This window comes from Shewanella sp. SG44-6, from assembly GCF_014164185.1.
GTDB lineage: Bacteria > Pseudomonadota > Gammaproteobacteria > Enterobacterales > Shewanellaceae > Shewanella > Shewanella vesiculosa.
In genome coordinates this window covers 15,762-29,138 of record NZ_JACJER010000058.1, presented here as the reverse complement: position 1 = coordinate 29,138, position 13,377 = coordinate 15,762, and the positions used below count along the sequence as shown (strand labels likewise).

Here is a 13,377-nt window from a genome sequence, read left to right as displayed (position 1 = left end):
CATGCCACCACCGAAAGAGAAATAACATAGCCAATTGAGCCTATATACATCAGCGCACGGCGACCATACTTATCAATCAAAGATAAACCTAGCATGGTAAAACATAAGTTAACCACACCGATCCCTGCGCCTGAAAGTAATGATTGATTTACATCCAAACCAGCAAGTTCAAATACACGCGGGGCATAATAAATAATAAAGTTAATGCCAGATAATTGATTAAATGCGGCAAATAAAAATGCAAATAATATGGCCTTATTGTAACTACCACCAAATAGCTTTGATTGACTGTTGTGTAACTTGTCGCGCTCAATTTCATTTAATACTTGGTCTGGATTTTCTTCACCTAAGGTAACTAAAATGGAACGCGCTTTGGTTCTCTGATTTTTCTTTTGCAATAACCAACGTGGGCTTTCAGGTGCCTTAATGATCATTAACAAATAAGCTAAGGCAGGTATTGCCTCCACACCTAACATTAAACGCCAATCAATTGAGGATGTACCTGCAATTAAAAAATTAGAAACAAACGCGACTAAGATACCAAATACAATTTGGAACTGATAAAGCGCAACCAAACGGCCACGGAACTTAGCAGGCGCAATCTCAGAAATATAGGCAGGTACAACAATTGAAGAAATCCCCACTCCCACACCGCCAATAAATCGCAATAAAGCAAAGCTGTAAACTTCAGGAGCCATGGCAGAGCCAAGTGCCGAAATAAAAAATAACACCCCGACTAAAATCAATGTCGGTTTTCTCCCCCACTTATCGCATGGGTAATTACCGGTTAATGCACCAAGTAGTGTTCCCCATAAAGCCGAAGACATAATAAAAAGACCATGAAATAACGAACTCGTATTCCATAATGCTTGAATAGGTTTATCAGCACCGGATATAACCGCGGTATCAAAACCGAATAAAAATCCAGCAACTGCAACAGTCGCTGACCAGTAAATAATTTTTTTCATAATCACTCTTAACACGTTAAATTTAAAAGGTGGGCCGAAACCCACCATTAATTAGTAACCTGAGTTTTGTGTATACAAACCACCGCTATTAATCACCTGAGTTTGTGTATACAAGCAACCGCTATTAATAACCTGGGTTTTGTGTATACAACCCACCACTTAAAATCATTTGCTGATTCGGAATAGGTAAATACTCATCACGACCTTTAGTGAAAACAGCATCGGCCAAATAAGGTTTGCGTAACGCTTCAATTGCTAAATAACTATCAATCGTTTCTTTCGCTATTCCCCAACGCACTAAGTCAAAAAAGCGATGTCCTTCAAGCCCTAATTCTAAACGTCGCTCAAAGCGCAATGCCTCTCTTGCTTGCTCTTTAGAAACAAAACTTGTATAAGAGCCAATATTATAAATACTGGCGTTGTGTAATTTACCGGTGCTATTTTTAGCGCGCTCACGAATGCGATTGATGATTGGCAATGCTTCGTCATACCGATCTAACTCAATTAACGCTTCTGCTTTCCAAAGTAATACATCAGCGTAACGAATGAGCGGTGTATTTAATGAAAAGATAGGAAATGGTCCATTCTGACCACGACAACTACAATCTGGGTGTTCAAGATCCTTCATCGCTGTAAAGTTGCCATATATCCCCGGAGCTCGAGCCCAACTATCACCGCCGTGGATCAAATTCTCGTCATATTTAAATGGTTTACCTTCCATCGCCACAGTATGATCTAGGCGAGGATCAACTGCATCGGTCACCTTGTCGTAATTGAAATCGTTAAAAGTGTCAAATAACGGTAAGCCTTGTTGATCTGTTTTAAACGCATTGACAAAATTTTCTGTTGGTACATGGAAACCACAGCAACCAAAGCCTCCAGCCAATGGGGCATTTAATGCACTAGGCCAGCTTCCACGTCCATCTGGCGAACCGTCATTTAAAGAACGCTGAATAGCGAATACTGATTCTTTGCCATTTTCACTTTCGAACAAAAAGTTATTCGCGTAATCATCAAATAAGCCATATACGCCCGCCTGTTCAATTTCATTAACAAGAGCGACCACTTTTACAAGTTTATCTTTATTAATATTGATAACTTGATGTAACTCATTCTGCTCATAAGCCTGGTAGAGTAATGTTTTAGCTAAATATGCCTTAGCAGATAACGCTGAAGCTCGCCCGACATCTTTTTGAGTTTGCGGTAAATGATTGGCAGCAAACTCAAAATCAGCAGCAATTTTATCCCATAACTCCTGATCGCTCAGATCACTATTAGTCGTGAGAAGTATCTGATCTTGTGTCATTGTTTCATCAATCCACGGGATATGTTTATGATGTATTTTTAAATCAAAGTAGAAAATACTGCGAATAAACCGCAGTTCGGATTGTTTTGCAGCACTGTCTTCAATTGCATCTGGCGCATTTGCGATTACCGCTAATGCTGAGTTGACTCTTGAAATACCGGTGTAATTACGTACCCATTTTTTGTTGTTCAAATCAATCAAATCTGGCGGGAATGACTCCATATCAGGCACTACAGGCTGATATAAAGACAAAGCATGATAAGCAAAAATATCACCAGGTCCATTACCGCCTTTATGGGCGTCTCCTGCGCGTAAATTCCCCGTAGGCCATAAAAAGTTAGGCGCGGTATAATGATCGTTACCTAGATATGAGTAGGCTGCGATGATCAACGCATCTACATTTTTACTGTTAGAAACTTGTTCTTCGGTCAATACCCCTGAAGGTGCAACATCAAGATCAGAACCACCACACGAAGCTAAAAAAAGAGCAAATGTAGTTGCTGAAAATAGCGTTTTTATTTTATTCATAATAAGTGCTCGTATCGTTTTTGTTTTAATAAATCAAAAAGTGAGGTTCACGCCTAACGTGAAACGTTTAGGATTTGGGAAGGTTCCGTTCGGAGTTTCAGGATCCTGAGTTAACGTCCCTGATGGCGTAATGGTCAATAAGTTACTTCCCTGAAAATAAATTCGTGCAGAACTTATACCGTAGTGACTTAACCACTGTTCATCGGGGGTATACCCTATAGATAAATTGCGCAATTTAAGATAGGTACCCTCTTCCCAAAATAAGCTTGATTGACGACCCTCACCATTGTTATCAATTGCAGTTAACGCAGGAACATCGGTATCAGTATTGCTGCTTGACCAAGCATTAAGAACACGATCGCCATAGTTAGAACCTATGTTGAGTGATGTAAAGTCTGTGAATCCACGCCAACCATTTCGAATTTGACCGCCTTTAACACCTTGCCAGAACATAGTGAAATCCCAGCTTTTGTATTTGAAGTTCATATTCATGCCATAGATAAAATCAGGATCGGTATCGGCAAAAAATGTTTGGTCGTTTTCATTAATAACACCATTGCCATCAAGATCCTGCCAACGAACTCTTCCTAAGCCAGCACCTGATTGAACAGCGTGAGCATCGATTTCACCTTGATTTTGAAATAAACCGTCGGCAACGTAGCCATAAACTGAATTAATAGAATGACCAACAATTGTCTTATCAGCGCCATTGCCGCCAAAGGAGTTAACAACATCTTTTGGAAGGGAAACAACTTTATTTTTAGCGGAAGAAACATTGAAGCTTATATCAACATCAATATCATCATCTAGGCTATCGAATGAAAGGTAATCTGCGTAGCCAATTATAAATTCGAAACCAGCGTTTTCTATTGTGCCACCATTAACCCACTGCTGAGCGCCTTCACCTAGCGTCGCAATAGGGTTGGTAAGAGTTAAGATATCTTCAGTGGTTTTTTCAAACCAATCAATGCTGCCGTAAATCGTGTCGTAATGCATTCCAAAATCAATGCCAATATTTTTTTGCGTTGAAGTTTCCCACTTTAAATCATCATTACCTGTTTGAGCTTTGACAAAACCTGAAGGTAAGGTGCCACCATTAGCGCCGCCGATATCATAAGCGGTGCCTTCATCTTGCTGATCAGTGAATAAAGACTGTGTTGCATAACGACTTAAATACGTTGTATATGTTGCATCTGTAGGAATTTCTTGGTTACCCGTTTTACCCCAACTAGCTCGTACTTTTAAGGTGCTTAAAAACTCGAAGTCATAAAATGATTCGTTGCTAATGACCCATCCCGCTGAAGCAGCTGGAAAATTACCGTAACTATTATTACTACCAAACCGAGATGAACCATCGCGACGAATTGTGAGTCCAGCGAGGTAGCGATCATCAAAGTTATAATCCATACGAGCAAAGTAAGAATCGAGTGTCCACTTATCACCATCACCTTCAACACGAACGTCTCCAGTTGCTTGCGATAAATGAGCATAATCACGATCATCAGAGGCAAAACCTGAACCAAAACCAACAGAGCCTTCATACTCATAATCGATTTGTTCTGTACCGGCTAAAAAGGTAAAACTGTGATTATCACCAACATCTAATTTATACTCTGCAGTGTTAGTCCAACTAAAACTACTATTCCAGTTTTCAGTAACTGAAAGTTGATCTCCGTAGTTTAATGAGCCAGCTTGAAACGCACGAGTATAGTTTCTGAAGTAGTATTGTCCGTAATCAAGTCCAACAGTACTTTTTAGCGTTAACCCATCAATTAATTCATATTCAAAAAAGATATTACCCATTAGTTTATTAAACCGACTGACATTATCGCGGTTCATTTCGATTATTCTAACTGGATTATCGCGGTCCGTGACACCAGGAACAGGGCCACCCCAGCCGCCTTCATCATTGTAAACGGGCACAATAGATTGTTGCTCTATTGCCAGCCCTAGAATTTCACTAGCTCTCGCATTGATGAGATTTGACTCTTGATTAGTAACAGTGAAGTTTTCGCCTATTTTTAATTTGTCGGTTAATTGGTAATCAGAATTAACTCGAAAACTAATTCGTTCAAATTCCGAACCATCAACAACACCTTCAGAATTGAAATAGCCTAAAGAAGTATAAATAGAGGCATTTTCTGAACCTCCTGATAAAGAAATGTTAAGGTCACTAACTTTAGCTGTACGGGTTACCTCATCAAACCAATTAGTGTCTGCAGGACGTTGCACTTGTTGAGGATCGGTATAAGTAGGTAAGATCACCGCGTTTAATTGGGGGTTACTGAAGTCACCATTCCAATCATAACGATATAGCGAACTGGCTGAATTTGGATTTGAACCATCATTAACAGCAGCTTGCCATACAGCTTGTCCACGTTGTTGGGTATTAAGCGGATTTAGATCATAGCTATAGTCATCTTGAGATTGGTTAGCAGAGAAATTAAAATCAAGTCCCTCATGACCTTTTTTCGTTGTGATGACTATCACGCCATTACCAGAACGTGCACCAAATATACTAGCAGCGGCTGCGTCTCGTAAAACCTGAATATCAGCAATATCATGGCTATTAAGTTCATGCATTCCTGACTTGGTAGGAATACCATCAATAACATATAGAGGGTCATTATTGCCTAATGGCCCTAAACCTTGGCCACGTATCCTTACCGATGCAGTAGACTCCGGTGAACCATTAGTTGAAATTTGTAAGCCAGGTACTCTCCCCTGCAAGTTTTGCATTATATTACCCGAAGGCATATCAACTACATCGTCTAACTTAACAGAACTTACAGCACCTGTTAGGTCCTTTTTTTTAACACTGCCATATCCATAAGACACTTCGATAACTTCTATATCGTCATCCTCAGGAGGCTCTTGTACTTGTTCTTGTTGAGCTGCTAAAGAACTGTATGGCAAGAGCAAGCCTATTAATACAGCACTTACGCTCGCAGTAAGTGGCTTTTTACGAAACCTTTGCATTATGTGTGTCCCCAATTGATCAAATTAATTAATGTTGATATTACTCACTACAAATTAACAACGTTGTCTTTTTTTTGTTTTTAGGCTAGTTATCAAAGTCTACATATTAGAATATTTATTCAAATTCGAAGTAGCTTTTGCTGATTTAAACAACGTTGTCTTTTTAACATCAAAGAAACTAAGTTTCAACATATATTGCAAACTTTATGTATAATTCTATTTATTTTATTACCAAGATAGTCAATCTGTGCGGTTAGATAAACTCATTAATCTGCTTATGAGATAACGTTGAAGTTGCTCCGTGACATTGAGCTCACATAGCCCCAACCGCACATGCAAAATCAATCCCTTGCTGTGGTGATTTATTAAGACAAAGTTGATAACCAAGCGCCAATAAGAAGTAATATAGAGCAAAAACAGTGTTATAGACGTTTGTGGAATAACCTAAATTATAGTAATGCTTACCCTTAACCGGCAATAAATCGCTATGGCGCCGTTTAGTAACACATAAATAGTCTGTGTCTGTTTGGCTATAAATGCTCAGTTTTGTTCGAGTGATTGATATTGACTACCCCTTGATTGGTACAGGATCTTATAGCGACTTTGTTTTCGTGATCCTGGAGTATTTTTCAATAAACAAACTAATAACTATTGAATATTGTTAACAAGTCGGTATGACGCAGATGCAGTAATTGCCCTATATACGGCTAATAAACCACTTAACTTTGAAGTACCTGATTGGGTAAGATTTGAAAATGGACAAGCAATTATTTATTCCGACCAAAACGATAATAAACCAGATGTAAAATATTGAGCAAAAAGTGAAAATACATGGTTCTCTGACCAATACCCTGCGCAAGAAGGTGAATTTTTATGCAGGTAGGACTGCTAGCCCGCCGACGTAAACTCTCATGTTTGGTTGGGCAGCTCATAAGAATACACGCTCTAATATAGGCAATGCTGATTTTGGTGGTGACTTAGCAATATATAAAGCCTCAATGACTACGTTTCACTTTATCAATACATTTATTACGTTAAATACTATGAGAGCCTAGCGACTTACCGTAACTGCGACACTTAAACACATCAATACCAGATAATATGCCAACAAACTTTTGTGAGTCTTTAGTGGCGCCGCGCTTAGACCCGTCAGCAACTAAATAATTAACCTCAGCTTTATTCATCAATGGCGGGTAGTTGTCTTCAAGAACGTAATCCCGCCCCTACTTTGGCATTGAGCTTACCAATCAGTACTCGGCGCTTTACTGCTTTATAAACATGCACCCAATTATAGTGAACAGTCCCAGCACCAAACTAACCATTAATTAACTCAGCGATTTTTACACCATAGCCTTTTTAAACAGCTCAATTTTCAAAAATCATGGTTTTATTATGAGGCTCAAACTCAAACTATCTTTTGTCGTCATTCCACACCACCCAACTAGGCGGCTTAACAAATTCGCCTCAGGTAAAATGTCGATCAAGTTGAACTGAATATGCTTAAACTGGTGCCGAGTGAGTTTAAAGTTGATGTTTATCATTGGTTTATTATTTACAGACGTTACACTTGTTTCGCCAAAAAACCGGTTGCGATTCTTGTATTAACGAAATGTTGTGTGTATTGAAAGATAAAACCGACAGAAAAGCATTGAAACTAGTTGGCCGATTTTGTAAATATCAGCGTGACATCACCTTGTCCTAATTGTTGCGACAAGCCTGAAGTATCATCGATATGCCCAATACGCGTATATGAGTATGAGGTATTAACCTTCTTGTAGAATACAACCATAGTGCGAGAGCCCCACAGCATCAGATCGCCATTGTTGATCGTCACAGGTTGATACGGATCAGTTGATAATGATTTTGGTAACTCGGCATGCTTTTCGTTACTGTTAAGATCGTCCATGTCGAGAGTCAGTGGTAGCATGGCAGCAAATTCACGTGCTGCGCTGGTGTTGGCTAAGGTTGCTTTGAAACGATGATCTCCTATGGTTATCCACATATGCGAACTCTCCAGTTTAATGGCTGTGTGTTTAGTTGCGATAGGACTTGCCGTTAACTCAGTTGCATAGCTGCTATCGAGTGTTAAAAAAAACAGTACTAATAGCCCAATTGGTTTGATGAATGCTAAGCGCTGATGAGGTGCTATTATGAATAAGGTGTTGACCTTATGTATGTTGACAGCAACAGGGTTATTCATAATAGCGGCCTCGTAAATTTTATTGTTTGAATAGACGGATATATTTTAGTGTACTCGTGTGCGATAGGCTTGAAACGCCAGAAAAGCGCCAATGAGTAATACTGCTGCGCTTGCAATAAAAGTGCTTTGGTAGCCATCTGCATCGAAAAGTATTCCTCCGACAGTAGAGCCTAGGGCAATAGATAATTGCGCTACTGCCACCATCAAACCGCCACCGGCTTCAGCATTATTTGGCATCGCTTGCGCAAGCCAAGTCCACCACGCAACAGGTGCCGCGGTTGCAACCAGTCCCCACAGTGCAAGTAGTATTGCGACAATGAGTACATTGTTGCCGAAGGGGATCAGTGCGACGGCAATCATCGCCATAAAAGCAGGAATGCCGACAAGCAAACCATATAAAGTGCGTTTTAAGATTGTACTAATGATTAACGTGCCGATAAGCCCTGAAAATCCAATGGTAAGCAACAACAGAGATAATGTAGATACGCTGGTATGGGTGACAGTTTCAAGGAAGGGTCTCAGGTAAGTAAATAATGCAAACTGCCCCATAAAGAAAGCACCGCATCCAGCCATGCCATAGGCAACAGCACGATTTTTAAGTGCCTTAAGAATATTCTTGGAACCTGAAGAGCTCACCTCAGTTTTCATTGCAGGTAATGCCTGCCATTGCCATATCAAGGTAATGAGCGCGATAGGAATAAGCACTAAAAAGGTACCACGCCAGCCTATAAAAGAGCCTAAATAACTGCCCAATGGCGCAGCGATAACCGTTGCTAACGCATTACCTCCATTGAAAACAGCCAATGCTTTAGGGACTTTATTAGGCGGCACTAATCGAATAGCCATCGCAGCTGACATTGACCAGAATCCGCCAATGACTACGCCTAGGACTCCGCGACCAAGCATATAAGTTAGGTAGTTTGGAGCCAGCGCTACAATGGTTCCAGAGATCCCCATCAAAACAGTTAATATTAACATTAACTTTTTGCGGTCCATGGTGCCGATCAGCGTAGGAAGTAATAAGCTGGTTAGCACGGCAAAGGCGCCGGATATTGCAATACCTTGGCCAGCCATTCCTTCAGTGATCTGTAAGTCGCTGGCAATGGGAGTTAGCAGGCTAACTGGCATAAATTCGAAGGCGATAAGCGTGAATACGCATAAAGACATTGCAAAAACGCCACTCCAGTGAGCGGTAGTATTTGCCGTATCAGAGGGTGTTCCATCATAGGTATCAGATGTAGTGGATTTCATAGATTTTTTAGTTACGCCTCGGTTTTACAAAAGTGCTATGCGTGCTCAAATAGCCCACATGGTTTAGGAAATACTGCTTAGTTAACTAAATCGTAAGTGTGGGCATTAAACATGATGCGGATTGACTTCATTAGTTAATAGGGCAAAAGGTTTACCTTGTGCCCTTCTCATCTCACTTCAAATACCCCACTATTTATTAAGCGAGGTGTTGCTTGAAGAAGCTTGTGAGCTTCTCGAACGGAATGACATCCACTTGATCATATAAATCAACATGGCTTGCGCCTGGAATAACCATCAACTCTTTTGGTTCAGCCGCATTCTCATAGGCTGTTTTAGCCATGTAGAGCGAGTGGGCTTTTTCACCATGGATAAACAACACCGGACGAGGAGAAATCTCAGAAATATAGGTCAATAAAGGCATGTTCATGAACGACAATGGCGTCGTCTGTGACCAAGCGTTACCTGAGTTGACCGCACGTGGATGGTAGCCTCGTGGTGTCATGTAATAATCATGATAGTCGAGCATAAATTGCGATTCGCCGCCTTTTAACACGTTGTAAGACGGCTGATAGGCTGGTGTGCCTTTCTCTGCATCTTGCCAACGTTGCTGACTCAGTTGCTCTAGAGTTTGTGTGCGTTGTTCTAGGGTAACACTGTCGTTATAGCCTTTTGACATAACACGCGTCATATCATACATAGTGCTTGCTACAACGGCTTTAACACGTTTATCGACCGCGACGGCATTTAATGCCATACCGCCCCAACCACAAATGCCGATCATCCCGATGCGTTCACGATCCACATTGGCTTGCATACCAATACAATCTACCGCAGCGCTAAAGTCTTCCGTATTGATGTCTGGCGAGGCAATATTGCGAGGTTCGCCGCCACTTTCACCTGTGTATGAGGGGTCAAAAGCAAGGGTGACAAAGCCTTGTTTTGCCATTATTTGCGCATACAGACCCGATGATTGCTCTTTCACCGCACCAAAAGGGCCACCTACGACGATAGCAGGCAGCTTGCCAGTGCTGTTTTTCGGCTGATAAAGATCAGCGGCAAGGGTTATGCCATAGCGGTTTTTGAAAGTGACTTTTTTATGATCGACCTTGTCACTTTTAGCAAATTTTTTGTCCCACTCATCGGTTAGTGCAATTGATGATTGAGCAAAAGCTTGGCCAGTGGTTAGCGAGGCAACCCCTAGCGCAACAATACCTGCACCAGTCATCTTCATCATATTGCGACGTCCTTCATTAGGCATATCTTGTTCAGTAGTAATCTTGGTCGTTTCAGTATGTATATCCATGGTTATTCTCCGGACAAGTTAAAATTTTGGCTGAGACTGTTGAGCTCACGCTCACAAAACGGTAGTTAACATCACCTTTAAGTAATTGTTCATAGGCTGTATCTGATTTACCCAGCCTTGATTAATAGCGCTTAGATTGAGAGTCTTTCGAGGGTTTAGTTTTGCAGTTTTTGCGTATGTTTTGTTAGTAAGATCCTGCTAATTAATTGCTTGATACTCCAAAAAACTAGCATTTCACTTAATATAAGCACTGACTCAAGCGACTATTGAAAAATCAACATTCGCAAAGCTTTAATAACGGCTCAATAAGTGACCACTGGACAAAAGGTATAAACAGAGAGCTCGGTTGTACACCGACTGATCAAAGCAAGGTTACCGAACAAAAACGTTTTCGAGGTAGATTGCACTGGGCGAATCAAAAAATTATCTTGTATCGTCGATAAATGACAATTCGACTTTATCCTTAATACTGTTGAAGCTAGAGATCTCGTTGTTGTGCACTCATTGGCTCAATCAACAAAGCGACATATTGAGGCAATACGACAACGGGCAAAGACTGAAGTATCCAAATGAATTTAAAAATTACCCTCAAACAATGTCGAGCAGAAACTCATCGAGTAAGTGGCGCATGAGTCACTATTTTGATAACAAGAGAATAGATCCCAAGGAACAAATGCAAAGCACAGGTTAATTTGTAAAAGTGAGACTATTGGGCTTTCCATCCTCGAACAATTGAAATCCCAAACAGTTTAGTCATATTTTCAATGTTAAATGAACCGCCCCAATATTGGATTCAATCAGTCATAATGGAGGCATGATTAATCGTGAATTTTGACACCGAGACAAGCGCGAACAAATTCTGGGTCGAAGTGCTTGATAGCTTCACCAACGTAACCCAAATCTAGACTATTGATTTTGTCCATCTCATCAGCAGATAGCGTGAAATCCCAGACATTAAAATTCTCTTGAATTCTCTCTGGTTTAATCGATTTAGGGATTACAGTGACGCCACGTTGTACGTTCCAACGTAAAATGACTTGAGCAATAGTTTTACCGTGTTTTACTGCAATGCCCTGAAGCTTTTCATCTTCAAACGGTTTATGGCGACCGCCACCTAAGGGCGCCCATGCTTCTGGCTGCACATTGTAATACTTCATTGTTTCAATGGCCGCAGCTTGTGAAAAGTAAGGATGCATTTCTACCTGATTCACCACTGGGAGAACTTTGACCGTTTCACAAAAGTTGGTTAATACGTGAGCATAGAAATTAGATACACCAATAGATTTTAATTTACCTTGTTCGTACGCATCTTCCATTGCACGCCAAGCGCTAAAATAATCGCTCATAGCCTGATGAAGTAGATATAAATCGAAATATTCTAAGCCTGATTTTTTAAGTGATGCCTCAATGCCAACTTTCGCTGTATCGTAGCAGGCCATGTCTTGTACCCATAATTTTGAAGTAATAAATAACTCCTCACGAGTGCAGAGGCCGTGTTTAATTGCTTCACGTACAGCGTCACCTACGGCATCTTCATTGCCATAAACGGCTGCGGTATCAATAAGACGGTAGCCAACACGGATTGCATTGAGGATTGAATTTTTGCATTCTTCTTTATCGGTGACTTTAAAAACACCAAAGCCCAACATGGGCATTTTAGAGCCATTATTTAGTGTCGTATATTCCATAGTAGAACGCCTCCGTTGTGTTGGTTGTATTTTGATGAAAATGTATTTTATGCAGCCAATTATCTTGAACTAGTCTCTCTCAGAGTAGGTTAACAAATTACGGTATGTAATCGTTGCGATAGGGTTACTCGATATTGGCTAATAAAAATCGCCAATAATTAAACTTAAAATATTGGCGATTAATTGGCAGAGTTACAAAGATTGAGCCGTCGGTCTAAAAATAATTTCATTTACATCAACATACTCTGGTTGGCTAATTGCAAACGTAACCATATCTGCAAAGCTAGAAGCTGGGATCCCTACTTGGCCGACATAATCTTGGTTGGCACTTTGCACTTCTTTATCACTAATATGCTCAAGTAACTCAGTTTTGACGGCGCCAGGGCTAATTAAAGTCGTACGGATATTGTGTGGCGTGACTTCTTGTCTTAAACCATCGGTTAATGCGCGAACAGCAAATTTGGTTGCAGAATAGACCGATGATGCAGGGAAAATGAGATGAGCTGCGACCGATGCTGTGTTAATTATGTGTCCAGCTTTCTGTTCTATCATATGCGGCAGTGCAGCAGCGATACCGTATAGAACACCTTTTATATTAACATCAATCATCTGATCCCATTCATCCACTTTGACACTTTCAAACATCGAAAGAGGCATAACTCCAGCGTTGTTGATAAGAACATCAATGCGTCCGAATGTGTTAATTGCCGCATCAACTAAGTTTTTAACATCGTTTTTGTTGGTTACGTCAGTTGCCAGAGCGAGTGCTTCACCACCTTTTGCTTTAATCTCTGAAACCAATTGTTCTATGCGATCAGCGCGGCGAGCACCGAGAACGACTTTGGCTCCCATAGAAGCAAGGTGACGCGCTGCAGCTTCGCCCATACCGCTTGATGCTCCAGTAATTACGATGACTTTGTTCTCTACGTTATTGCTCATTTTAAATCCTTAACATTTGCAGTTTAAAAATTAGGGTTGTTGTTAATGTAAACTTGGTTCTCAACAGTAATAGCCAACGACCTCATGACCATAAGTAACCTGCTGTTGTGTATTAGCATTTCTAACGCGATAGCTGAATTTAACGATACCAGTACAATTTTATTAGCTAGCTGTCGCGTATTGCTCATTAACTACTTTTTTCTTTCCAGATAACA

Annotated in this window: 9 protein-coding genes; all 9 read right to left on the bottom strand. The window is 40.6% G+C overall.

Annotated features, from left to right (window positions below; genetic code table 11):
* The coding region (locus tag H5185_RS11920) for a sugar porter family MFS transporter (RefSeq protein ID WP_182742177.1) at positions 1-968 on the bottom strand (968 nt) is incomplete at its 3' end.
* Between the two features lie 124 nt (positions 969-1,092).
* Positions 1,093-2,802: a RagB/SusD family nutrient uptake outer membrane protein gene (locus H5185_RS11915; protein ID WP_182698579.1), complete on the bottom strand. Its 1,710-nt coding sequence runs from the start codon at positions 2,800-2,802 to the stop codon at positions 1,093-1,095.
* Positions 2,803-2,835: 33 nt separating this feature from the next.
* Complete coding sequence (locus tag H5185_RS11910; RefSeq protein ID WP_182742176.1) at positions 2,836-5,781, bottom strand: SusC/RagA family TonB-linked outer membrane protein; 2,946 nt, start codon at positions 5,779-5,781, stop codon at positions 2,836-2,838.
* Positions 5,782-6,815: 1,034 nt separating this feature from the next.
* Positions 6,816-6,965, bottom strand: coding sequence for a hypothetical protein (locus H5185_RS11905; protein ID WP_182698577.1), 150 nt, complete (start codon positions 6,963-6,965; stop codon positions 6,816-6,818).
* A gap of 470 nt (positions 6,966-7,435) precedes the next feature.
* The gene (locus H5185_RS22765) at positions 7,436-7,981 is read right to left on the bottom strand and encodes a cyclophilin-like fold protein (RefSeq protein ID WP_220492610.1); all 546 of its coding nucleotides are present in this window, start codon (positions 7,979-7,981) and stop codon (positions 7,436-7,438) included.
* Positions 7,982-8,026: 45 nt separating this feature from the next.
* Complete coding sequence (locus H5185_RS11895; RefSeq protein ID WP_182698576.1) at positions 8,027-9,232, bottom strand: MFS transporter; 1,206 nt, start codon at positions 9,230-9,232, stop codon at positions 8,027-8,029.
* A gap of 196 nt (positions 9,233-9,428) precedes the next feature.
* Positions 9,429-10,535, bottom strand: coding sequence for an alpha/beta hydrolase (locus tag H5185_RS11890; protein WP_182723679.1), 1,107 nt, complete (start codon positions 10,533-10,535; stop codon positions 9,429-9,431).
* An 818-nt stretch (positions 10,536-11,353) separates the two neighbouring features.
* Positions 11,354-12,223 (bottom strand): aldo/keto reductase, encoded by an 870-nt coding sequence (locus H5185_RS11885; protein ID WP_182723678.1) that lies wholly within the window; start codon positions 12,221-12,223, stop codon positions 11,354-11,356.
* Between the two features lie 192 nt (positions 12,224-12,415).
* Complete coding sequence (locus H5185_RS11880; protein WP_124018195.1) at positions 12,416-13,162, bottom strand: SDR family oxidoreductase; 747 nt, start codon at positions 13,160-13,162, stop codon at positions 12,416-12,418.
* Positions 13,163-13,377 lie beyond the last annotated feature (215 nt).